Source organism: Lentzea sp. NBRC 105346, assembly GCF_030269605.1.
Classification (GTDB): Bacteria; Actinomycetota; Actinomycetes; order Mycobacteriales; family Pseudonocardiaceae; genus Lentzea.
In genome coordinates, this window is sequence record NZ_BSTQ01000014.1 from 91,820 (window position 1) to 114,229 (window position 22,410).

General features: G+C 68.5%; 22 protein-coding genes and 4 tRNA genes. 10 read left to right on the forward strand and 16 right to left on the reverse strand.

The features are described 5' to 3' along the window. Positions 1 to 99: 99 nt before the first annotated feature. Positions 100 to 2,706 carry an AAA family ATPase gene (locus tag QSK35_RS27655; RefSeq protein ID WP_285750629.1) on the reverse strand — a complete coding sequence of 869 codons (2,607 nt, stop codon included), beginning with the start codon at positions 2,704 to 2,706 and terminating at the stop codon, positions 100 to 102. Between the two features lie 202 nt (positions 2,707 to 2,908). On the opposite strand from QSK35_RS27655, the gene QSK35_RS27660 reads away from it, so the two are divergent. Next, the gene (locus QSK35_RS27660) at positions 2,909 to 5,554 is read left to right on the forward strand and encodes a helix-turn-helix transcriptional regulator (protein WP_285750455.1); all 2,646 of its coding nucleotides are present in this window, start codon (positions 2,909 to 2,911) and stop codon (positions 5,552 to 5,554) included. On the opposite strand, the gene QSK35_RS27665 is transcribed toward QSK35_RS27660, so the two are convergent. Genes QSK35_RS27665 through QSK35_RS27675 form a run of 3 tightly spaced genes read right to left on the reverse strand, consistent with a single transcriptional unit; the run spans position 5,508 to position 7,429 of the window. Next, a complete protein-coding gene (locus QSK35_RS27665; protein ID WP_285750456.1) occupies positions 5,508 to 5,828 on the reverse strand; it encodes a LapA family protein in 321 nt (106 codons plus the stop codon). The two genes, QSK35_RS27660 and QSK35_RS27665, sit on opposite strands and share 47 nt — an antisense overlap. Before the next feature lie 20 nt (positions 5,829 to 5,848). Next, positions 5,849 to 6,448 carry a DUF742 domain-containing protein gene (locus QSK35_RS27670; protein WP_285750457.1) on the reverse strand — a complete coding sequence of 200 codons (600 nt, stop codon included), beginning with the start codon at positions 6,446 to 6,448 and terminating at the stop codon, positions 5,849 to 5,851. Between the two features lie 39 nt (positions 6,449 to 6,487). Next, positions 6,488 to 7,429: an anti-sigma factor RsbA family regulatory protein gene (locus tag QSK35_RS27675; protein WP_285750458.1), complete on the reverse strand. Its 942-nt coding sequence runs from the start codon at positions 7,427 to 7,429 to the stop codon at positions 6,488 to 6,490. Between the two features lie 142 nt (positions 7,430 to 7,571). Between QSK35_RS27675 and QSK35_RS27680 the strand changes: the two genes are divergently transcribed. Both QSK35_RS27680 and QSK35_RS27685 read left to right on the forward strand, forming a co-directional pair. After that, positions 7,572 to 8,402 (forward strand): MerR family transcriptional regulator, encoded by an 831-nt coding sequence (locus QSK35_RS27680; RefSeq protein ID WP_285750459.1) that lies wholly within the window; start codon positions 7,572 to 7,574, stop codon positions 8,400 to 8,402. Positions 8,403 to 8,438: 36 nt separating this feature from the next. Further along, positions 8,439 to 11,087: an NACHT domain-containing protein gene (locus QSK35_RS27685; protein WP_285750460.1), complete on the forward strand. Its 2,649-nt coding sequence runs from the start codon at positions 8,439 to 8,441 to the stop codon at positions 11,085 to 11,087. Here the strand turns inward: QSK35_RS27685 and QSK35_RS27690 are convergent. Beyond that, positions 11,078 to 11,698 (reverse strand): GTP pyrophosphokinase, encoded by a 621-nt coding sequence (locus tag QSK35_RS27690; RefSeq protein ID WP_285750461.1) that lies wholly within the window; start codon positions 11,696 to 11,698, stop codon positions 11,078 to 11,080. The genes QSK35_RS27685 and QSK35_RS27690 overlap by 10 nt on opposite strands. A 23-nt stretch (positions 11,699 to 11,721) precedes the next feature. On the opposite strand from QSK35_RS27690, the gene QSK35_RS27695 reads away from it, so the two are divergent. Next, positions 11,722 to 12,609 carry a pyridoxal-phosphate dependent enzyme gene (locus QSK35_RS27695; RefSeq protein WP_285750462.1) on the forward strand — a complete coding sequence of 296 codons (888 nt, stop codon included), beginning with the start codon at positions 11,722 to 11,724 and terminating at the stop codon, positions 12,607 to 12,609. Here the strand turns inward: QSK35_RS27695 and QSK35_RS27700 are convergent. From QSK35_RS27700 to QSK35_RS27720, 5 genes are all read right to left on the reverse strand, one after another. Next, positions 12,587 to 12,952, reverse strand: coding sequence for an STAS domain-containing protein (locus QSK35_RS27700; protein WP_285750463.1), 366 nt, complete (start codon positions 12,950 to 12,952; stop codon positions 12,587 to 12,589). The genes QSK35_RS27695 and QSK35_RS27700 overlap by 23 nt on opposite strands. Before the next feature lie 94 nt (positions 12,953 to 13,046). Continuing rightward, positions 13,047 to 14,093: a PAS domain-containing sensor histidine kinase gene (locus QSK35_RS27705; RefSeq protein WP_285750464.1), complete on the reverse strand. Its 1,047-nt coding sequence runs from the start codon at positions 14,091 to 14,093 to the stop codon at positions 13,047 to 13,049. Further along, positions 14,090 to 14,455, reverse strand: a complete 366-nt coding sequence (locus QSK35_RS27710; RefSeq protein ID WP_285750465.1) for an ATP-binding protein — start codon at positions 14,453 to 14,455, stop codon at positions 14,090 to 14,092. Before QSK35_RS27710 ends, QSK35_RS27705 begins: the two co-directional genes overlap by 4 nt. Before the next feature lie 70 nt (positions 14,456 to 14,525). Beyond that, on the reverse strand, positions 14,526 to 15,149 hold the full coding sequence (locus QSK35_RS27715; protein WP_285750466.1) for a response regulator transcription factor: 624 nt from the start codon (positions 15,147 to 15,149) through the stop codon (positions 14,526 to 14,528). Positions 15,150 to 15,210: 61 nt separating this feature from the next. Then, positions 15,211 to 15,453, reverse strand: a complete 243-nt coding sequence (locus tag QSK35_RS27720; RefSeq protein WP_352244154.1) for an early set domain-containing protein — start codon at positions 15,451 to 15,453, stop codon at positions 15,211 to 15,213. Between the two features lie 164 nt (positions 15,454 to 15,617). Between QSK35_RS27720 and QSK35_RS27725 the strand changes: the two genes are divergently transcribed. Continuing rightward, the gene (locus QSK35_RS27725; RefSeq protein WP_285750468.1) at positions 15,618 to 16,571 is read left to right on the forward strand and encodes an alpha/beta fold hydrolase; all 954 of its coding nucleotides are present in this window, start codon (positions 15,618 to 15,620) and stop codon (positions 16,569 to 16,571) included. 576 nt (positions 16,572 to 17,147) lie between these two features. Here the strand turns inward: QSK35_RS27725 and QSK35_RS27730 are convergent. Further along, complete coding sequence (locus tag QSK35_RS27730; RefSeq protein ID WP_285750469.1) at positions 17,148 to 17,603, reverse strand: SRPBCC family protein; 456 nt, start codon at positions 17,601 to 17,603, stop codon at positions 17,148 to 17,150. A 31-nt stretch (positions 17,604 to 17,634) separates the two neighbouring features. Here QSK35_RS27730 and QSK35_RS27735 point away from each other — a divergent pair, with 31 nt between their 5' ends. After that, on the forward strand, positions 17,635 to 18,048 hold the full coding sequence (locus tag QSK35_RS27735; RefSeq protein WP_285750471.1) for a MarR family winged helix-turn-helix transcriptional regulator: 414 nt from the start codon (positions 17,635 to 17,637) through the stop codon (positions 18,046 to 18,048). Positions 18,049 to 18,222: 174 nt separating this feature from the next. On the opposite strand, the gene QSK35_RS27740 is transcribed toward QSK35_RS27735, so the two are convergent. From QSK35_RS27740 to QSK35_RS27755, 4 genes are all read right to left on the reverse strand, one after another. Further along, positions 18,223 to 18,294, reverse strand: a tRNA-Val gene (locus QSK35_RS27740). Between the two features lies 1 nt (position 18,295). Next, positions 18,296 to 18,367, reverse strand: a tRNA-Cys gene (locus QSK35_RS27745). A gap of 26 nt (positions 18,368 to 18,393) precedes the next feature. Then, positions 18,394 to 18,466: transfer RNA gene (locus tag QSK35_RS27750), tRNA-Gly, on the reverse strand. Positions 18,467 to 18,573: 107 nt separating this feature from the next. Then, on the reverse strand, positions 18,574 to 18,999 hold the full coding sequence (locus QSK35_RS27755; RefSeq protein WP_030466274.1) for an SsgA family sporulation/cell division regulator: 426 nt from the start codon (positions 18,997 to 18,999) through the stop codon (positions 18,574 to 18,576). A 257-nt stretch (positions 19,000 to 19,256) separates the two neighbouring features. Between QSK35_RS27755 and QSK35_RS27760 the strand changes: the two genes are divergently transcribed. From QSK35_RS27760 to QSK35_RS27775, 4 genes are all read left to right on the forward strand, one after another. Further along, the gene (locus QSK35_RS27760; protein WP_285750472.1) at positions 19,257 to 19,889 is read left to right on the forward strand and encodes an RNA polymerase sigma factor; all 633 of its coding nucleotides are present in this window, start codon (positions 19,257 to 19,259) and stop codon (positions 19,887 to 19,889) included. Further along, positions 19,886 to 20,659: an anti-sigma factor gene (locus tag QSK35_RS27765; RefSeq protein ID WP_285750473.1), complete on the forward strand. Its 774-nt coding sequence runs from the start codon at positions 19,886 to 19,888 to the stop codon at positions 20,657 to 20,659. Before QSK35_RS27760 ends, QSK35_RS27765 begins: the two co-directional genes overlap by 4 nt. Positions 20,660 to 20,663: 4 nt before the next feature. Next, the gene (locus QSK35_RS27770) at positions 20,664 to 21,095 is read left to right on the forward strand and encodes a TIGR02611 family protein (RefSeq protein ID WP_285750474.1); all 432 of its coding nucleotides are present in this window, start codon (positions 20,664 to 20,666) and stop codon (positions 21,093 to 21,095) included. A 53-nt stretch (positions 21,096 to 21,148) separates the two neighbouring features. After that, positions 21,149 to 21,220, forward strand: a tRNA-Val gene (locus QSK35_RS27775). A gap of 181 nt (positions 21,221 to 21,401) precedes the next feature. On the opposite strand, the gene QSK35_RS27780 is transcribed toward QSK35_RS27775, so the two are convergent. Continuing rightward, positions 21,402 to 22,295, reverse strand: a complete 894-nt coding sequence (locus tag QSK35_RS27780; protein WP_285750475.1) for a LysR family transcriptional regulator — start codon at positions 22,293 to 22,295, stop codon at positions 21,402 to 21,404. Positions 22,296 to 22,410: the final 115 nt, after the last annotated feature.

Below are 22,410 nucleotides of genomic sequence, written 5' to 3' on the forward strand. Positions count from 1 at the left end.
GGGCAGCTCACAACCACCGCGCGCCGACACACCCCCAGCCGACCGTAGCGCCAGCCCCCGACAATCCCAGCCGTGCGTGAGCCAGCATCGGCGAGAGCGTCAGTCCGCCACATCCAGAACCTCAGGCAGCTGCAACCGACCCGCCACCCCAAGCTTCCGGCACGCGCCGAGCAACAGCCCTTCGATGGTGTGTGCGGGCACGAGCAACGTCGTCGCGATCTCCTCGTTGGACCGCCCCCGAGCGGCCAGGTTCGCCACCTGGTGCTCGGTGGGCGTCAACGCGGTGGGCCCGGTCTGCCGCATCCGGCGCGGCCCGGACCCGGTCGCGACCAGTTCCGCGTAGGCCCGAGCGGACAACGCCTCCGAGCCGGACTTCTGCGCCAGGTCCAGCGCGTCGCGCAAATGTGTGCGCGCCAACGAGGTGTCGCCCTGGCGCCGCAGCGTGACGCCGAGATCGGTCAACGCCCGAGCCAGCTCCAGCCGGGCCGACGACGCCCGCAGCACCACGACCGCGGCCTCCAGCAACGCCCGGCCCGCGGAACCGGAGTAGACGCGCCCGCCGGCCCGCAACGTCATGCCCAGCAACCGCGGCGCACCCCAGGCGCGGGCGTTCGCCAGCTCCTCGTCGGCGAACTGGCGGGCGCGTTGCCCGTCACTCAGTGCGGCACAGGCCAGTGCGGCGCCGGCGCGCCACGGCAGCAGCGCGGGGTTGCGGAACGGCCAGCGCTGCTCGTGATCACGGGCGGCCAGGAAGTCCTCCAGCGCGGCGGCCGGGTCGCCGCGCACGATGTTCACGCGGCCGCGCGCGGCGTAAAGGGCGGCCATCGACCACGTCGAGCGCAGCCGTTCGTCGGCGCACGCGGACTCGAGCAGTGCGTGCGCGTCGTCGACGCGGCTCGCCTCCATCAGCAGGTCGACGCGCAGCGCGGTGTAGATGGCGGTGATGAGCGGCCAGCGGGTCTCGTTGCGCAGGAACGACTCCGCGGCGTCGGCGTCGGCACGCGCGGCGGTGAGATCGCCCCGGCGGCGCAGGGCGTTGGAGCGCAGCACGAACGCCAGGCCGCGCGTGGCCGGTGTGTGCTTGGTCTGCAGCAGGCGGTCGGTCAGCGCGATGGCTTCGTCGTGGTGGTCGGCGACGCACAACGTGAGCGCGCCCGCGACGCAGCCCAGCGTGTCCGATCGGTTCGCCATCACGCGTGACGTGAGCGCGGCGGCGCTGTGCGCGTCGATCCGGCCGATCGCGGCCTGGTAGAGGATGTTGACCGGCTGGTCCTCGGAGACGAAGTCGCTCGGCACCGCCTCGGCGAACCCGAAGGCGTGCATCAGCCGGTGTTCCCGCACGCGGACCGTCAGCGGACCGGTCACCGTGTTCGAGTCGAGCACCGAGACCAGCTCCGCGGGCCGGCCGTCGGCATGCAATGCCATGGCGAGTGGAATAGCGGTTTGGGCACGTTCCACGGGATCACCGGCCGCTGCCAGCGCCTCACGGAGCCGGGCCGTCGCGCCGGGCAGGCCGCCGGTCAGTTCGGCGACCCCGAGCAGGCGGAACGCGCGGGCCGGGTTGGCGAGCGGTTCGCGCAGTGAGCGCCACAGCAGCCGGGCGGCGGCATCCGGATCACCCCGGCTCACCGCGTCGCGCGCCGCCCGGTCGAGCACCTCGCACGCCCACGCGTCGGCGCCGGGCGGGGTCTCCAGCAGCTGTTCGGCCACGGCGCGGTCGTCGGCGCCGTGGTTGCGCAAGGACCGGGCGGCGCGCGCGTGCAGGTCGGCGCGGGAGGCGGCGGGCATGTCGTCGAGTACGGCCGAACGGACCTGCGGGCCCAGTGCGCCGATGCCGTTCAGGGTGCGCAGCGCGTCGGTGAGCTCGATCGCGCTCATGCCGGTGAGCTCGGCCAGCACGCCCGGATGGGGTTGTGGACCAAGCACCGCCGCGCACTGCGCCGCCGTCACGACGCGCGGAGGTCTTCGCCGCAGCCGGCCGAGCACCACCTGGCCGCGGACGAACGTCCCGTGCTCGGCCGCCTGCCAGGCCGACGCCGCCTCGGGTGGCACCTGGTCGTCCGCCAGCGCGCGGAACAGCCGTGCGGTGAGCTGCGGGTTGCCGTCGGCGGCTTCGAGACACGCCTCGACGAACACCCGGTCCACCGCGCCGCCGAACACGCGCTCGGCCAGTTCGGTCGCCGTGCCGAGGTCCATCTCGCCGAGCACGATCCGTTCGCTCAACGGTTGTGCCACCACCTCGCAGAACGACGGGTCGTCGCACCGCTCGTCCGCGCCGATCGACAGCACCAGGGAGATGGGCTGGCGGCGCATCCGCAACGCGAGGTAGGCGAGCCAGCGCAACGACGGCGCGTCCGCCCAGTGCACGTCGTCCACGACGATGAGCAGTCCGGTGTCGCCGGCGAGCCGCACGGCCAGCCGATATAGGCCCTGCAACACGATGAAGTCCGGTTCGGTCGACGTCAGCCGCAGCGCGCCGAGCGCCTCGGGCGGCACCTCGAGATCGTCGTCGAGCACCGGCTCGAAGAGCTGCGCGACGATGCCGAAGGGCAGCGACCGGTCCAGCTCGCTGCCGTGCGCGCGGATCACTTTGTGCCCGCGTTTTTCCCAGAACCGCGCCGCCTCGTCGAGCGCGGACGTCTTTCCGGTCCCCGCGGCGCCCTCCACGAGGGTCGTACCGCCTGCGCTGATTGACGCGCACCACACTTTTCGCGGGTGTTTCAAGATCTCTCCGCAATCCGTGGGGGAACTGTCCGCGATTTTTATGCTACTGAATGGTCGCCACTTGCTCAGGTAAAGGTAGTTACGCTATGGCGCGTCTCAACAGGGCTGTTCCGCCTATGATCTGCGCGGCAACTACCCAGGTGGGTAGTGCCAATGCTTCGAGGTGCTCACTACGGTCATCCGATTGGCCGAGCTGATCAACGTCGAAGGAAAGGGAAAAATAGTGTCGGGGAATCACGACGGAACGTTCCACGGCCGTGCCGCAGAACGGGACGTCCTGGCGAAGGTGCTGGACGCGGGCTCGGGCGTCGTGCACGTCGAGGGTGACGCGGGCGTCGGCAAGACGTGCCTGCTCACCTGGGCGGCGCGTGACGCCGCGCGCCGCGGGTACGCCGTCGAGACCGCCGCCGACGTGCTCGACCAACCGTTTCTGCTGGCCCGCCTCGCGCAGGACGGGCCCGTCGAGCCGACGGTCATCGTGCTCGACGATCTGCATCTCGCGGATCCGGGCACGCTCGCGGCGTTGCGTTCGTTGCTACCCGGCTGCCACGAGCGGCGCGTCGTCTGGCTGCTCGCCGGTGATCGTGCCGACGACCGGCTGCTGCCCCAGCACGCGACGAGGATCACGCTCGAGCCATTGCCGGACAACGTTGTCTCCGATCTCGTCACCGATTTTCTCGGCGGCAAGCCGGATACCGGTCTGCGCGCCCTCGCGAGCCTCGCACAAGGCAATCCCGCGCGGCTCGTCGCGTTGCTCACGGCGCTGCGCGAGGACGGTCAGGTGCACCTCGAACGCGGCCGCGCGGCGCTGCGCACGGAGGTGCCGCCACGTCGCGTGGAAAAACTGCTGCGCGAGCGCCTCGACCGGTTGTCGGAAAGGGCGCGGCACCTGCTGCAGGTCGCTTCCGTGCTCGGGCAGGCCTTCGAACCCGGTGACGTGGCGCAGATGCTCGGCACGAGCACGGCGATCCTCTTACCCGTGCTCGACGAGACGATCGGCGCGGGCGTCGTCACGTCCGTCGAAGATCGCCTCGCGTTCGGGCACGAGCTGATCTGGCGGCTCGTCTCGGACTCGGTGCCCGCGCCGGTGCGCCGGGCGCTGCACCGCGAGGCGGGGGAGATGCTGCTGGCCCGCGGCGACTCGGCCGTCACCGCCGCGCAGCACCTGCTGCACGGCGCGCAACGCGGTGATGTGCGGTCGATCGAGGGACTCGTGTCCGCGGCGACCGCCGTGCTGCGCCAGGCGCCGGACGCGTCGGCCGAGCTCGCCGTCCGTGCGCTGGAGCTGACCGATCAGACCAGCGAGGCGTTGATCCCGCGCACGGTCGTCGCGGTCCGCGCGCTGGCGGCGTCGGGCAAGCTCACCGCGGCGCAGGCGCTGGCACAGGACGTGCTGGGCCGCCAGGTGCCCGCGCAGGCGTCCGTGCAGCTGCGGCACGTCGTGGCGTTGACGCTGGGCTTGAGCGCCCAGCACGCCGAGGCGATCGCGATCCTCGACGAGCTGCTCGACGAGCCGGACCTGCCCGAGGAAGTGGCCACGTGGGTGGAGATCACGCGACTGCTGAGCCTGCTCGGCCACGACGCCGCGCGCGCCGGTGAGGTCGCCGAGACCGTGGCGCGCGCGCATCGCGGCCCTGCCAACGACCTGCTGGCCAACGCGCTCGCGGTGCTGTCGGTCGTCACGCGCGACACCGGACAGCCGGGTCCGGCCGCCGAACTCGCCAAGGAGGCCGCCAACTCCGCGTCCGGCACCGAGCTGTGCGCGTACCCGCAGGTGCTGTACGCCTCGCAGCTCGGCAGCCTGCGCGAGTTCGCCGAGGCGGACGCCATGGTGCGCCGGGTGCGCAGCACGCCGTGGCGCAACGCCCCGAAGGACACGCACACCGCCGTCGTCCAGTCGCGGATCCTGTTGCAGGCCGGGCGGTTGGAGGACGCGGTCGCCGAGGCGCGCGGCGCGCTGGCGGCCGCCGAGGAGTCCGCGCTGATGTTGTTCGTGCCGCCGGCGCTCGCGGTGCTCGCGACGGCGGCGGTCCACACCGGCGACCTGCCGTCCGCCATCGACCACGTGGATCGCTTCCGCACCAAGCTGCCGCCCGACGGCATCGTCTTCTCCCCGGCGTACTACCAGTGGACCGACCTGCTGGTGTCGTTCGTCGGCTTCGGGCTGGACCGCGTTCTCGGCCTGCTGTCGGACTCCTACGGCGACTTGATCGAAGGTTCGTCGTTGTTGGTGGAGGAACCCCGCTCCGCGGCGTGGTTCGTGCGGCGCGCCCAGGAGGCCGGGGACATCGCGCTGGCGGAGCACACCGTGCGCCGGGTGGAGCAGCTCGCCGACGACAACCCGTCGTTCCGCGCGGTCGCCGTCGCCGCGATCCACGCGCGTGGCCTCATCGACGGCGATGCGAAGCTGCTGGAGCAGGCGGCGGCCCAGCACCGCGACCTGTGGGCGCGTGCGAACGCGGCCGAGGACCTCGGCGCGCTGCTCGCGGCGTCCGACCGGGCGGCCTCGGTGAAGGCACTGGAGAACGCGCTCGGGTTCTACCGGGAGATCGGCGCGATCCGCGACAGCGCGCGCGTCATGGGGCGGCTGCGCAAGCTCGGCCGGCGCAGGCGCACCCAGCCGGTCCGCCCGCTGTCGGGATGGTCCAGTTTGGACGACACGGAACAGGCGATCGCCAACCTGGTGGCGAAGGGGCAGACGAACCGGCAGATCTCCGCGCAGCTGTTCATGTCACCCCACACGGTGAACTTCCACCTGCGCAAGATCTTCCGCAAGCTCGGGATCAGCTCGCGGGTGGAGTTGGTGATGCGGACTCGTCCGGAACAGTAGGGGCGGTCGTCTTCTGCTTCCGTTTGGTATGCCGCCGCAGCTGCATGATGCGCGCGGCGCCGACGAGCGCGACGGTCACGGCACCGGCGATGGCGCCGAAGAGCAGTGCCACGCCGAGGGGGAGCGTCGCCTCGATCCACAGGAAGTGGACCGTCACGTCGGCGAGGTTCTGCAGGATGAAGACGAGAAGGAAGATCAACAGGACGATCGCGACGAGCACCGCGACCCAGGTTCCGCTGATGCGCGTCGGCCGTTGCTTCTCCGGCGTGGTCACGCACCGATTATGGGGTGCGGCTACAGGCGGTGCAGCCCGGCGAGCACCCGTTCGAGCAATCCCATGTCAGGTGCTTCGCGTTCGTGGACGGCGACGAGCCCCGCACCGATGAGGTCGCTCAGCAGGATGCGCGCGACGCCGAGCGGAACGTCCGACAGTGCCGCGATCTCCGCGACCGACCGGGGCTGCATGCACAGCCGCACCATCGGCAGCTGTTCGCTGGTCGCGAAGTGGAACCTGTGCTCGTCGGCCGAGATCAGCGTCTCCAGACCGAGGTCGATCGCGGCCGTGGTGCGGCCGCCGGTACGCGCGTACGGCCGGACCAGCGCGCCGCGTTCCTCGAACACCGGCCACTCGGGGTCGAGGTCGAGCACCACCGTCGGCTCCGGATCGGGCTCCGGCACCGGTTCCGGCTCGGGCTCGGGTTGCTCGCGCAGGCGTTTGCGCAACGAGGGCGGGCCGAACCGCGCGCCCGTCAACGCCGGGAGTTCGTGTTCCGGTTCCGGCTCTGGTTGGACCGCAGGCTCGGGCCGGTGTCTCTGCTTGCGCAGGCGTTTGCGCGTCGACGGCGAACCGAAGCGCGCTCCCGTCAACCCGACCTCGATCTCCTCGTCGTCCACCGGATCACGCTATAACGTCACGACGTTCATTTATTGCGATCAGGTTTCCAGTTCGTTGTTGGCCTGTGACCACGCGAACCTGAGCTGCACCGTCGTGCCGTTCGGTGACGTGTGCAGCCGGACCAGGTCGGCCAGATGGTTGACCACGAGCAGCCCGCGCCCACCCGGCCGGTCCGGCCCGACGGGCAGCCGCCCGGCCAGCGGATCCGAGATGTAGCCGGTGTCCGACACCTGGCACAGATAGCCGTTGTCGTCCGACCACAGGTGCAGCGTGCTCGTGCCGCCGCCGTGCTCGACGCTGTTGGTGACGAGCTCGGTGACCGCGAGCACGAGGTCGTCCAGCCGCCGCGGGTCGAACCCGGCGCGCAGCGCGTGCTCCTTGGTGAACTTCCGGGCGTTCGCGACGGTCCCGGTGATCGTCGTGCTCGCCGCGCCCTCAGGTGGTGGGTTCAGCGGCCGGTTGTACCTGCTGATCAGGCCGTCCGGTCCGAAGTGCTCACTCGGGCGCGGCCCGTGCTCGTCGACGACCAGCGGGTGCGCCGCCTCGGCGTCGCGCAGCACCTCGGCGCTGAGCCGATAGGCATTGAATGGACACAGGATCGTCGCGTCCCGCCCGAGGAACGCGTGGTTGACCAGCGCCTCGTGGATCGCGCACGCCGGGTACTCCTCGTCGGTGCGGCTGGGCCACATCGGCTCGCCGATGATCCGCACGTGCCGGCCGGGGTGCGAGTCGGCGAACCGCCGCAACACACCTGGGATGATCCGCCCGGGGTTGCGCCCCACCAGCGACATGTCGTGGAACACGATCCGATCGGCGAACGTGGCCAGCGCGTCGCGCAGCAGCGCCAGGTTCGGCGGCGGCACGGCGACAGCCACCGGTTCGCCCTCGGCCAGCCCCTCCACGACGAACGGAACCGTCGCGGAGAGGTAGTCCTCGGCGTCGCGGTAGAACAGCGCCGGGTGCACGAATGATTCGGTCATCGGGTTCGCACTTCTGTCGAAGGACTCCCCCCAGCACGATACGTCCCGCTGGAGGCACGCCCCATGGGGTCGGCTCAGTTCGTTGGTGCTAAACATCCAATTTGACCCTCACACGGTGTCAGCCCCTACACAGGACCACGCCATGTTCACCATCGGAGACTTCGCCCAGCTGGGGCTCGTGTCGGTCCGCATGCTGCGTCACTACGACGCCATCGGCCTGCTCCGCCCCGCGCACGTCGACCCGGCCACCGGCTACCGGTTCTACGAGGCCACGCAGCTGGCCAGGCTGAACCGTCTGGTCGCGTTGAAGGACCTAGGGCTCACCCTGGACCAGGTCGGCGTCGTCCTCGACGACAAGATCGGCCTGTCGGAGCTGCAGGGCATGCTGCTGCTCCGGCGCCTGGAACTGCAACAGGAGCTCCAGGCCTCGGCCGACCGGCTGCGCCGGGTCGAGGCGCGTCTCCGTGCGATCGAGAGGGAGGGCGCCGTGCCCGACGTCATCGTGAAACAACTGGGGGCCGTCCGGATCGCCTGTCTGTCGGCGGTCGCGGACTCCTACGAGTCGGCCGACATCAGTCCCGTCATCCAGCCGCTGTACCCGGACATCTGCGCGCGCCTGGAACGCGCCGGCGTGCCGATCGTCGGGCCCGGTGTCGCGTACTACGAGCCTGTCGAGGGCGACCGGGTGCGGGTGTACGCCGGGATGCAGGTCAACGTGTCGCCTTCGTCGTCTTACGACTTCTCGGTGATGGACCTGCCGCCGGTCTCCGAGGCGGCGACCATGATTCACCGCGGGGCGATGGCGCACATCGGATCGTCCTACCAGTCGCTGGCCACGTGGATCGAGGACAACGGGTACCGGCAGAACGGGTTCGCCCGCGAGGTCTACCTCTCCTGCCCTGACAACGAGGACGACTGGGTCACCGAGCTGCAGGTCGCGCTAGTGCATTCGGGTTCGAGTCAAACGAAGTAGCTGTCGCGCGGGGGCAGCGTCGGCTTCGATGTTCCGATGTCCGTCGAAGTGGCGCTGTTCTCGCTCGGCACGGTCGCCGTGCGGACCGCGACGAAGCTGTGGCTGGGTGACAACAAGATCGCCGCCGAGGTCGGCGCGAGCGCGGTCGACGTGGTGTCGGGCAAGCTGGCTTCGTCGCGCGACAAACGCAAGCTCAACCGCCTGCTCGAGAACTTCGCCGAGGCCGTCGCTCTTCGCCTGGAGCCGATCATCGACGCGGAGTTCCGCTCGTTGCCGGAGCACGAGCGACTGGCGGCCCTCACCGCCGTGTCCGACACCTTCGAGCAGGCTTCGTTGCGGGACAAGGACCTCTTCGCCGCCGACCTCGACGCGGGCCACCTCGACCGCTCGATCCGCAAGCGCGTGCCATCCCAGACCTCCCTGCTGTCCGCGGACGGCACGGCGTTGTACGACCTGCTGTTGAAGGAGTGTTGCGGGTACGTCATCGAGATCTCGCGCGGCCTGCCCACGTTCTCCCCGGACGCGTTGACCGAGTTGTTACGCCGCGACCGGGAGATCCTCGACGGCATCCGCGAGGTCCTGGCCCGCCTGCCGCAACGCGACCGCAGCGCCGGCTTCGAGTACGACTACCGCCAGCTCGTGGCCCGCAAGCTCGACCACGTCGAGATGTTCGGCGTGACACTCACCGACGCGTCCCGCCGCTACCCCTTGTCCGTCGCCTACATCAGCCTCACCGCGTCGTCCGACGAGCTCGGCCCCGTGCGCCGCGTCGAGGACCTGCTCGCCGGTTCGCGCAGGCTCTTCATTCGTGGCGAGGCGGGACTCGGCAAGACGACGCTGCTGCACTGGATCGCCGTGCGCAGCGCGTTGGGGGACTTTCCTCCGGCTTTGTCCGACTGGAACTCCACCGTGCCCTTCTTCGTGCCGCTGCGCCGGTACGCGTCGCGCGAACTGCCTTCGCCCGCTGCGTTTCTCGATGAGGTGGGCAGGCACATTTCCGACGACATGCCCCGCGCGTGGGTCGCGGACAAGCTCCGTTCCGGCTCCGGGGTCGTCCTGGTCGACGGTGTGGATGAGCTGGCGCTCGACCGCCGCGACGAGGTACGGACCTGGCTGCGCGACCTCACGGATGCCTTTCCCTCAGCGCGCTTCGTCGTCACGTCACGGCCTGGGGCGGCGCAGCCGGAGTGGTTGAGCGGCTCAGACTTTGCCGTCCTCGATCTGCAGGCGATGGGGCGTGCCGACGTGCGCGAGTTCGTCCGCCGCTGGCACGACGCCATGCGCTCGGTGTGTGCTTCCGACGACGAGCGCGCCGAGATCGACTCGTTCGAAGAGGGCTTGATCGCCCAGCTCAACACCCGCGGGCACCTGCGCAAGCTGGCCGGATATCCGTTGCTGTGCGCGCTTTTGTGCGCGTTGCACAAGGATCGACGGGCTGTGCTGCCCAACAACCGCATGGAGTTGTACGAGGTCGCGCTCCAGATGCTGCTCGAACGCCGCGATGCCGAGCGCCGCATCGCGCCGGTGGCGGGACTCGAACGCACCGAGAAGATCCTGTTGCTGGGGGACTTGGCTTATTGGCTGATCCGCAACGGCAACAGTGATGTCGAGATCCCGCGCGCGATCGCGCGGTTCGAGGAACGTCTCGCAACGATGCCCCAGGTGAAGGCCAGTGGTGCGGATGTGTACCGACACCTGCTCGAACGGTCGGGGTTGTTGCGCGAGCCCGTGGAAGGCCGGATCGACTTCATCCACCGCACCTTTCAGGAGTTCCTGGCCGCCGGTGCCGCGATGAACAACGACGATGTCGGGGTGGTCGTCGAGAACGCTCACCTCGATCAGTGGCACCAGGTCGTCGTCATGGCGGTCGGGCACTCCTCCCGCAGCCAGCGGGAGGAGCTGCTCTCTCGGATGTTGGAGCGGGGAGACCTCGACCTGCTCGCGTTGGCGTGCCTCGAAACCGCGGCCGAGTTGAACTTCCCGCTGCGTCGTGAGATCCAACTGCGGGCCGCGAAGCTACTCCCGCCCAAGTCGGTGACCGCGGCGAAGGTATTCGCATCGGCTGGGGAATTCGTGCTGGATCTACTCGCGAACTGCGAGCCCCGCACGGTGAAGGGGACGGCAGCCACCATCCGCGCGCTCGCCGAGACAGAACTCGAGGAGGCGCTGCCGATCATCGCCAAGTACACGGAGGACCAGCGGATCGGTGTGCTGGAGGAACTGTTCCGCAGCTGGTCACACTTCGACGACCGGATGTACGTGGACGCTGTGCTCAGCAAGCTGAACGTCGACACGATTCGATTCGGCGACACGTACACCCTTGTCCAGTGCGAGTCGGGGTGGCTCTCCGTGCCGCCGATCATGCGCGTTGCAGGGCGTCTGCTCCCCACCATTCGCCACGTGTTGGCGATCATCAACCTCTGGTTCGACCTCGATACCCTCGACGGCTTCCCCGAACTCGAATCACTCGTGCTCGACTTCTGCCCCAAGGTGCGCTCGCTGGCCGGAATCGAGCGCTGGGGTAAGAGCTTGCGCCACCTCACCGTCGCCCAATGTCCGGTCCGGGACCTGGATCGGGTGCGTGACCTGCCGCATCTCGAGCGGCTGACCGTGTCACCGGACCTGATGCCGCAGACCGTCTCGATCCAGCGGCCAGGTTTGGAGATCTTGCGGTATCACGGGTGAACGCGGCGGTGCAGCGACTCCATCCGCTCGTCCAGCTGCGCCGCGATCGCCGCCGTACTCGACAACTCCTCGGCGAAGTCAGCGGGAATCTGGTCGTCGTACTTGTAGAAGAGCTTGTGCTCCAACGTGGCCCAGAAGTCCATGGCGATCGTCCGCAGCTGCACCTCGACCTTGACGTTCTCCACCCGATCGGACAGAAACACGGGAATCGACACGATCAGGTGAAGGCTGCGGTACCCGTTGGGCTTCGGCGAGGCGATGTAGTCCTTCTTGCGCACGATCTCCACGTCGTGCTGGCGGCTGAGCATCTTCTCGACGCGGTACACGTCCGAGACGAACGGGCAGATGACGCGCACACCGGCGACGTCGTCGAGCGTGTCGATGAGGGACGCGTCGGCCGGCAGTCCCTTGCGGCGCAGCTTCTCGAGGATGCCCTCGGGCTTCTTGATGCGGTTGGTGATGTGCTCGATCGGGTCGTGGCGGTGGACGGAGTCGAACTCCTCGCTGAGGATCCGGAGCTTGGTCATCAGCTCCTCGACGGCGAACCTGTAGATCAGCAGACGCCGTTCGAGCTGCCTGAACACACCGAGATCGTCGACAACGTCCGTCACGAGATCCAGGGTAGCTTGGTCGCGTGATCGGCCTCCGGGAGATCCAGACCGCGGCGCAGCGCATCGAGCCGTACGTGCGGCGCACGCCGTTGCTGGAGTGCGCGGAGCTCGGCGTGACCGTCAAGGCGGAGAACCTGCAGCCCACCGGCAGTTTCAAGGTGCGCGGTGTGTTCAACGCGCTGCTGTGTCACGAAGAGCTGCCGCGCGGCGTGGCCACGTTCAGCGCGGGCAACGCGGGCGCGGCCGTCGCGTATGCCGCCAAGCGGCTCGGAATTCCCTCGATCGTGGTCATGCGGCCAGGTTCGGTGCCGGAGAAGGTCGCCGCGATCCGGTCGCACGGCGGCGAGATCGTCTTCACGGAGGACCTGTTCGGCACGTGCTCGGCGTTGTGCGAGGAGCGCGGTTTCGCGCTGCTGCACCCGTTCGACGACCTGGACCTCATCGCCGGGCACGGCACGATCGGCCTGGAGATCGGCGCGGCGGACCTGGTGGTCGTACCGGTGGGCGGGGGCGGGCTGATCAGCGGTATCGCCGCCGCGATGCCCGGCACGCGGGTCGTCGGCGTCGAGCCCGCCACGGCGAACAACATGACGTACGCGCTCGCGGCCGGGCGGCCCGATCCGTTGCCGCACAAGCCTGTGTCCATCGCCGACGGCCTCACGCCGCCGTTCTCCGGCGAGCACACGCTGGAGCATGTGCGTGCGCTCGTGGCGGACGTCGTCGAGGTGAGCGAGCAGAGCATTCGCGACGCGTGGTGGCCGTTGATGCGGGCGACGCGCCTGCTGCTCGAACCGTCGGCCGTGGTCGGGCTGGCCGCGTTGCGGGACGGGCTGATCGAGCCGGGGGAGCGCACGGTGCTGGTGCTGTCCGGCGGCAACTCGGCCGAGCTCAGCCCACGAGCATCGCTCTGACCGCGGCCAGCGCGTCCGGTGCCGCGTTGTAGCGCAGGATCACCTGGTCGACTCCGGTCACGCTGAGTGGTCGCAGGATTGCGCGTTGTGCTGCCGCGACCACGAAGACGGTGCCGTTGCGTTCCGCCGCCTGTTGGGTCTCGACCAGTAGCGCGAGGCCCGCGGAACCGAAGAACGTCACCGCACATAGGTCGAGGACGACGGCCGGGCGGCTGAGGTCGAGTGCGGACTTGATCGGGTCGATGTTGTACTCGTCGATCTCGCCGGCGACAGTGACCACCTGCACGCCGTCGCAGACGGTGACCGTGACGGAGTCCGGCAGATCGGGAAGTAGGTAGCTCATCGCTTCCTCGGTGCGCGATATGAGTGTCGAGCACACTGCTGAACTCGTTGGCATCCTCACCGTAGGTCCGATGCTTCGCAATGACAAGCGGGACTCACCCGGTCGTCGGCAACCAGAACTCGACCGTGGTTCCGGTCTCACCCGATGAGATGGTCCACCAGCCGCCCGCGGTCTCCGCGCGTTCCCGCATCTCGATCAAGCCGAAGTGGTCGCGGCCGCTCGACCAGTCGAGCGTCGTGACGGCGAATCCGGTGCCGTCGTCCGTGATGCGCACCCGGACGCCTTCGTCCATTGTGGACAGATCGATGTGAACTGCCTTCGCGTTGGCGTGTTTGAGGACGTTGGTGAGTGCCTCCTGGCAGATGCGGAAGATCGTCGTGGCGGTCTCGGGTTCCGGCTCGTGATCGAGCTCCGGCCGGAGGGTCACGTCCAGTCCGCGGCGGGGCAGCACCACGCCGGCGTAGCTGGAAAGCGCTTCCACCAGTCCGCGCTGGTCGATGCCGGGCGGTCGGAGGCGGAAGACCAGGTCGCGCAGCCGGTTGACGGTGCCGTTGACCGCCTCGTCGAGCTCACGCGCCACCGACGCGTACTTCGGAGGCAGCTCGTCGGCGAGCAGCTGCAGCCGCATCCCCAGGGCGATCATCGACTGCAGGGAGTCATCGTGGACGTCCCAGGCGATGCGTCGCCGTTCGATCTCCTGTGCCTCCACCAGGTGCGATAGCAGCCGGCGGCGTTCGGACAGGCGCAGCTCGGCGTTGCGCCGCTCGGTCAGGTCGCGGGTGACCTTGCCGAATCCGCGCAGCTCGCCGGAGCTGTCGTACAGGGCGGTGATGACGACGTTGGCCCAGAACCGGGTGCCGTCCTTGCGAAGCCGCCAGCCCTCGTCCTCCAGGCGTCCGTCGACGGCCGCGACTTCCAGCTCACGGGCCGGTTTGTCGGCGTCCTCCGGCGGATAGAAGATCGAGAAGTGCTTGCCGATGATCTCGTCGGCGGAGTAGCCCTTGATCCGTTCGGCGCCGATGTTCCAGGTGGTGATGCGCCCCTGCGGATCGAGCATGAAGATCGCGTAGTCGATGACGCTCTGCACCAGCAGCCGGAAGTGTTCCTCGCTGGCGTGTTCGGGAGTCGAGCGGTCGGTCACGTCTCCGTGACTAGCACGTCTCCGGGCATCGCGCGCAGTTCGGACCACAGGACCTTGCCGGTGTCGCGGTCGTCGACGCCCCAGACGGTGCTCAACGCGGCGATCAGCTTCATGCCCCAGCCGCCGTGCCGCCGCTCGCCGGCGCCGGTCACCTCGATCCGCACCCGGCTCGCGTCGCCCGCGATCCGGAGCACGACGTCACCGTGCTGCAGGGCGTTGGCGACCAGCTCGGAGGCGACGAGAATGACGTCCTCGCGCGACCCCGTGTAGCCGCTCCTGGTGAGGAACATGTGAGCGAACTCCCTGGCCAGGCCGACGCCACCCGCGTCGCGGGCCACGCTGAATTCGCCCTGGATGCTCACGATCGCACTGTGCGACATTCGCCGACGGCTCGCGAGACACAGGAACACCACTCCATCTAGTGCAATTGCACTAGTCGATCACGCCCTGGCGCCGTGCGATGGAGACGGCCTCGAGCTTCGACCGGGCGCCCAGCTTCTGCAGCAGGTTGCGGATGTGGTTGCGCACGGTGTTGTGCGCGATGCCGAGCCTGGCGCCGATGTCGCGGGTGCTCGCACCGTCCGCGAGCAGGGACAACGTCTGCTGCTCGCGTTCGGTGAGCGCGGGCCCGCGGCCGGTGAGCTGGTCGAGCACGCCGGCGAGCAGCCGTGAGTCGAACACCGCTTCGCCGTCGGCCACGCGCTGCACCGCGAGCACGAGTTCGGTGAGCTTCGACGACTTGAGCAGCAAGCCAGAACCACCCACCTCAGCGACCCTGGTGGCCACCGCGGGAGTCGCCTCGGCGGTGAGCACGAGGACCCTCGCGTCGAGCGCGGCGAGCTCCGCGATCAGCTCGACGCCGTCGCCATCGGGCAGCCTGCGGTCCAGGACGACGACGTCCGGCCGATGCTTGCGCACCTCGACAAGTGCCATCGCGACGGAGTTGGCGCGCGCGGCGACGTGGACCCGGTCCGACCGCTCGAGCGCGAGGGCGATCGCCTCGGCCACCATGTCGTGATCTTCGACGATGACCACCCGTATCGGCGGTTCGGTCATACGATCAAGAGTAGTCCGGTGGCAGCGCCGCGCGACTTTGGGCAGCACCACCACCGGCTTCTCAGATCGCGATGACACTGCCCTGATGGTCGACGTAGTCGGCCGTAGCGTCATCCAGCCACCTGCCGTGCTCGGCGAGGTAGCGGAACTTGTGCTCGCCCGGCGGCAATGTCACCGACACCGTGCGCCTGCCACCCCGTCGGGGCAGCAGTTCGTGCACTCCAGGCACCCACCCGTTGAAACTGCCGACAACGCTCACCCGGCCGGGCGGCTCGTCGTGCGGCAGCTCGAACGTGATCCTCATTTTCGTACCGAAGAGTCGTGTTCGCCGAAGCATCGATCTCCTCACTCGGATCGGTTGCAGCGAGCAGGGTAGTGCGCGGGACCTGTCAGGCGGCGGAGGCGCGACGACAGCAAATTGTCAGACCCCCTGCGTAACGTCGAACCCACTCGAACAAGGGGAGACCAATGACGTTGGACCGCAGGAAAATGCTCGCGCTCGGAGCCGGAGCGGCGGTGTTCGTCACCACCACCGCTGGCGTCGCCTCCGCCGCTTCCGTTCCGTCCGATGAGGAACTGGCCCGTTCGCTGGGCTTCCGCAGTGCCTACGCGCGAGTCAACGGAGTGCGCCTGCACTACGTGATCGGCGGCAAGGGCGCGCCCCTGTTGCTGTTGCCGGGCTGGCCGCAAACATGGTGGCAGTACAACAAGATCCTGCCGGCGCTGGCGCGCCGCTATCGGGTGATCGTGCCGGACCTGCGCGGCATGAACCTGTCGGAGAAGCCTCTTGCCGGCTTCGACAAGAAAACCATGGCCCGCGATGTCCTGGAGCTGACCCGAGCCCTGGGGCACCAGTCCGTCTTCGTGGCGGGCCACGACATCGGCTCGCAGGTGGCGTTCAGCTTCGCCGCGAACCACCCCACGGCCACCCGCAAAGTCGCTCTCCTGGACATCGCGCACCCGGACGACGACTACTACAAGCTCCCACTGTTACCCCCGCCGGGCGGCTTCGCGTTGTGGTGGTTCGCGTTCAACCAGGTGCGCGGCCTACCGGAACAGCTGCTGGCGGGCCGATTCCGCCACCTGCACGACTGGCTGTTCGACAACTCCCTGGCCGACCCGGCGTCCATCCCGGACCGAGACCGTGCCATCTACGCGCGCGCCTACAACGCCCCCGAAGCCATCCGCGCGAGCAACGGCTGGTACCAGAGCTTCCACCAGGACATCGCCGACCTGAAGACGTACGCCAAAATCCCGTCACCCCTGCTAGCCATCGCCACCGACTTCTCCTACGACGGCTTCCTGCAGAAGCTGCCCTCACAGGCGATCGACTTCAGGGTCGAGAAGGTGCAGTCCGGCCACTGGCTGGCGGAGGAGAAGCCGGAGGAGGTGACGCGCCTACTGACGGACTTCTTCGCGTGACCCGCCGCCGGGTCTGACCATGCCTGGGGCGGGGTCCGCCACGGATTCCGCCCCGTGGTCCGCATGCGCTCGCTCCGAGTCCGACGTTCCGGGCGAGCAATTCAAGGCTGAGCTCCGCTGAGCGCTGCTCGGGGCTGGGGCTTGCTTGCTGGCTGCCGCGTACTGCCCGCTACCCGCGGCCCCCGCCGATGCGCCCGAACCGCCGATGTGTGCTCCAGAACTGTCGGACCGCTTCGCTAGCCTGGATGCGGGGGCAGCTGGCCGCGGCGCCGCATCGACGGGCCCCCAGCCGACCGTAGCGCGCGGGTCTGACAATCCACGGGCCCGATCAATCCCGAACCCCGATCCGGTTTTCGCCGCCCCAACGTGTGCACCCCCAACCCATGCGCCGGAACCGCCGACGCGCTCCCAACCGCCGACGCGAACCCCGAAACTGCCGACGCGAACCCAGAACTGCCGACGCGAACCCCAGAACTGTCGGACCGCTTCGCTAGCCTGGATACGGGGGCCAGCTCGCCGCGGCGACGCATCGACGGGCCCCCAGCCGACCGTAGCGCCCAGGTCTGACAATCCCCGTCAGTCCTCCGCAACCGAGAGCCGCGCCAAAGACCGCTCCAAAGCCTTGGCGACATCCCGAGACCCGGCCTTCATCAGCCATCCCTTGAACCGGCTGGCAGGTTCCTGCCGCGACCGCAACCGCACAATCGTCCCACCGCCATCAGCCTCGAGCTCAATGCTGAACTCGGTCGAAGCCGCGAACTTAGGCGCCGGCCGACCGTTCAACCGCTCCTCGACGTGCCGCCACCGCAGCAGCCGCCCAGGCTCGAACGCGATGACCTCCTGGTCGACCTCGGCCGCCTTGCCGCCCCACCGCCCGTGCTGGGTGCGCAGCTCCCCAAGGCCCGAGCCCGAGCGCACCTCGACCCGTTCCGCGAAGGCGAACCACGAAGGCGTCCGCGCCGCGTCCGACACCCGCGCCCACACGGCATCGACCGGCGCGTCGACGTGTGCCTGCCGCACGATCTCGATCACGACGACCACCTCGCGCTATGATGTTCATATCATGAACAGTTCAGACGCTGAACGGTTCGAGCAACTGTACCGCCGCATCTGGGGTGCGCTCAACCGTCAGGACGACCCGGAGCTGAGCCAGCACGAACGCCAGCTGCTGCACCACATCGCCCCCGCAGAGGGCGTCGCCCTGACGTGGCTGGCCAACCACCTGGGCCTGCCGAAAAGCACCACCTCGGTCATGGTGAAGGCGCTAGCCGCCCGCGGCTTCGTCGAACGAACCCGCGACCCGTCAGACGAACGCCGCCTGGCGCTCCGCCTGACCGAGCAGGGCCGCGAGGTCGTAGCCGCAGACACAGTGCTCCGCCCAACCGACCTGGCAAAAGCAATGTCACAACTAGACCCAGCCACGCGAAAGGCAATGCTCGAGGGCCTAACCCAATTGGCGAACGCAGCAGAAAGCTGAAAGCGAAGCCCCGGTTACATCAAAGCGGGTTGCCCATTCCAACCACGGTCCACTGGAAGCCAACGTTTCGTGCAACCACGGACGGGGTCCGGGGCGGTGAGCCGACCCCCACAAACACGTGGAGCGGGGTGTGTCTGCGCTTTCCGCAGACACACCCCGCCCCAAGCGGAACCATGGACGATACTGGGATTGAACCAGTGACCCCTACCGTGTCAAGGTAGTGCTCTCCCGCTGAGCTAATCGTCCGAGGCGGAGACGGGAATCGAACCCGTGTACAGGGCTTTGCAGGCCCTTGCCTAAGCCACTCGGCCACTCCGCCAGATCATGAGCCGTTGGCTCATTCAGAGCGGATGACGAGACTCGAACTCGCGACCCTCACCTTGGCAAGGTGATGCGCTACCAACTGCGCTACATCCGCATGCATCACGTTTGTGTTCGTGATGTTGGAAACCCTATACGACCGGTTCAACCCGGTTCAAACCGGGGGTCCCCCACCGCCACGTGGGCCCCCGGACCTCGGGTTTCTCAGCTCAGGTCGTTCGAGATGAGGTGCGTGAGTGCCTCGTCCACGTTGACCCAGAGGTGCTCGTTGCCGGGAACGACGACGTCGTAGGTCCGGTCGAGGAAGTCGGCGAGCTCCTGTGCGGACGCTTCGAACATCGCGTGGCCGGAGGGAGAGCTCAGCTCGATGACGACGACTTCGGGGTCGTCGGCGGCAGGACGGATCCGGACGTCGCCATCGCCGGCGTCGGCGATGAGCCCGTCGGCGAGCAGGTCGCGGGCGAACACCCACTCGACCCAGCCGGCGCGTCCGGTGCGGAACGCGGCGACGACCGCGTACGGGTCCTTCGTGTCGTATCGAAGCTCCACCTGGACCGGGACCGCCGGTGTCCTCGGCGCCAGCAGGTCGAAGACCGCTGTCGAGCGGAGCGTCACGTGGTCGTTGCGCATCGTCGTTACCCTCTTCTCCCTTCCCGGTCATGGAAACGACCGAGCACCTTAGTTGTGACGTGCATGTGGCGAGGAACGCTCAAGATTAGGTCGCAGATCACCCGTCCGGGCCATCATGACTTCGTACGGCGATCGATCGTGCGCGTTCCGTGTCCACGACGCTCCTTCCACGTTTCTCCGGCAACCCACATCTTGCTGGGTCTAACCTGAACCCGGTACCGGCTGTTGCGCGAATGTTGGACGTGAGGACATCTCTGGTGGCTGACTCGCCTGCCCAACCCGGTGCGCCGAGCGACGACAGACCGACCGATGCCGAGCTGGTCAACCGGCTCGCGATGGGCGATCGTGGCGCGTTCGGCGAGCTGTATGACAGGTACGGCACGCCAGCTTATTCGCTGGCCCGGCGCATCTGCGTCGACCCCGAGCTGGCGGAGGACGTCGTCCAGGAGGCGTTCCTCGCGTTGTGGCGTCATCCCAGCAGGTTCGACCCCGCCCGCGGCGGTTTCGGCAGCTGGCTGATGACCGTGGTGCATCACCGTGCCGTCGACACCGTCCGCAGGGAGAACACCCAGCGCAGGCGGAATGTTCCGCTCACGGACGAGGTGTCCGAGCGCACAGTTCCGCCCGCGGAGGGATCCGACCACGAGGCCCTGACGAACGTTGTCGGGGCGGAGGTCAGGGCGGCGCTGCGGACGTTGCCCGAGGAGCAACGGCAGGTGATCGCGCTCGCCTACCTCGGCGGCTACACGCAGTGCGAGGTGGCGAAGCTGACGGGCGTCCCGCTGGGCACTGTGAAATCGCGCACGTTCGCGGCGATCAGGCGGCTGCGCGGCACGCTCGGTGGATTGTGGGCCGGCGAGACCGGTGAGACGACAGGAGCGCAACGGTGACCGGGGAGCGGAGGGGCGAGATGTGCCCCTATGACGAGCTCGCGGTCGGGTGGGCGATGCACGCGCTGGAGCCGGACGAGGAAGCGCAAGTGCGCGACCATCTGCCCGGCTGCGCGCGTTGCCAGCGGACCGTGCGCTCAACGCACGAGGTGATGGCCGTCATGGGCGGGTCCGTCCGGCGCGAGGAGCCACCGCCGCGACTGCGGGCGCGGCTGATGGACGCGATCGAGCACACGCCGCAGGAACCGTTGCCGCGCAACCGAAGTCCCCGCCACGCCCGGCCGGACGACGAGCCGATCCAGCTGGCGCCGCGCAGGCGCCGAGCCAAGATCCTGCTGGCGGCCGCCGCGATCTTCGCGGTGCTGGGGCTGGGCGGAGCGGCCGGCATCTGGATCAACCAGCTGTCCAACGAACGAGCCCAGTACGCCTACGCGTTGCAACTGCAGGCCGACCCGAACGCGAGCGTCGCGCTGCTCCGCAACGAGGCCAACGAGCCCGTCGCAATGGTCGTCCAAACCGAGAAGGACGCGGCAGTCGTGCCGATGAACCTGTCGCCCAACGACTCCGGGCACATCTACACCCTGTGGGGCACCAGCGGCGACAAGCCGGTGGCGCTGGCCACGTTCGACGTGGGCAAGGGCGCCGTTCCCAGCAAGCTGGCCTGGTCGGCCGACGCCCACAAGCACCTCGGCTTCGCGGTGTCGATCGAACCCGGACGCACCGCTCCCACCAAACCTTCCACGGTGCTGGGCAGTGGCCAGGTAGCGTAGAGACGTGGTCCAACAGGATGATTCGGCCAAGACGGAACACCACCACGGCCCCCGTCACTGGTTCCGCCGCAACCCGGCCCTGAACCTCGCCTACCGCATCGGCGTGGGCGTGGTCGGCGGCCTCGTGCTGATCGCGGGCATCCTGATGATCCCGTACCCCGGCCCAGGCTGGCTGGTGGTGTTCTTCGGCCTGGCGATCCTCGCCACGGAGTTCGAGTGGGCCGGCCGAGTCCTGAAGTTCGCCAAGCGCTACTACGACGCCTGGGTCGACTGGCTGAAGCGCCAGCCGTTGTGGCTGCGCCTGGTCGTGCTGGCGGGCACCGGCCTCGTCGTACTGGCAACCCTCTACCTGCTGAACGTGTTCTCGCTGGTGGGCGGCTGGTTCGGCGTCCACGAACCCTGGTTGGAGAGCCCGATTTTTGGGTCGCGTACGTGATGTTGTAAGCTATGACCACACCGCGAGAGCGGGTAGCAAGAACAACAGAACAAGGGCGTTTAGCTCAGCGGGAGAGCGCTTCGTTCACACCGAAGAGGTCACTGGTTCGATCCCAGTATCGCCCATTTCAGCCGGAGAGCCCCTGACCAGCAAAGGTCAGGGGCTCTCCGGTTTTTCGCGCACGCCAACGACTCCGGAAGCCGCCGGTGACTTACCGGGGCACGTGGACTGGTGTCTGCCTTCGGCAGGAATAGGCCACCGATGTCCTCTGCGGCTTGCAGATCAAGCTCACCTTCAAGGGTGTGGTTACGGCGTCAACGCGGTCCGCGCCAGATCGCGTAGCCAGACGTGTGCGGGATCGGTGTCATAGCGCTGATGCCATGACAGGTACACCGCGGCCGGCGGCAGTTCGAACGGCAGGGGGAGCAGGGTCAGACCGAGAACCGTGGCCGCTGAACGCGTCGTGGACTCGGGGGCTGTGACGAGGAGGTCGGAGCCGCGCACGAACTCGAACGCGGCGGCTTCGGTGGGCACGGTTGCCACTACCCGGCGCGTGAGGCCGAGCCGCGCGAGAGCGTCGTCGAGGGCGTTGCCGAGCCTTCCGCGCCGCGACACGGTGATGTGCTCGGCCGCGGCGTACTGCGCGGCGGTGACTGCCTTGACTTGGGTGAGTGGGTGCCCCCGCCGCACGACGATGACGTGCTGGGTCTCTGTTACCCGATCGGCGCGGATGTCGGGTGCGGTCGGGCGGTTCGCGTTCGCCTCCAGGTCGACCTCGCCGCGACGCAGCTCGGGCGTGTCGATGCTCGATTCCGCGATGAAGCGCAGACGCACACCCGGCGCCTGCTTGCGCACGGCCGCGAGAAGCGTGGGGCCGCCGAGGGCGACCAGTGAGTCGTGCCAGCGGAGTGTGAAGGTGCGCTCCAGCGTCGTGAGGTCGAGTTCGCGGCTCGGTGCCAGCACGGCCTGGACCTGCTGCAGCAGCTCGTGCACCTGTTCCCGGACGGCGATCGCGTACGGCGTCGGCGTCATCGTGCGCCCGGTACGCACCAGGATCTGATCTCCCGTCGTGCGCCGGATCCGGCCGAGGCTTCGGCTCATCGCTGGGGCGGTGACGTGCAGGCGCTCAGCGGCTCCGGCCACGCTGCCTTCCTCCAGGAGCGCGTCGAGCGCGGCGAGCAGGTTCAGGTCCAATTGCATGTGAGTCATCCTAGGCGTGCTTTACATGCACTTGCTGTTAATGATCGGCCTCCCTACCTTCGAGATGCGGGACGCGAAAGAACGCCTCATCACCCCCTCCTCGAATGGGAGCACT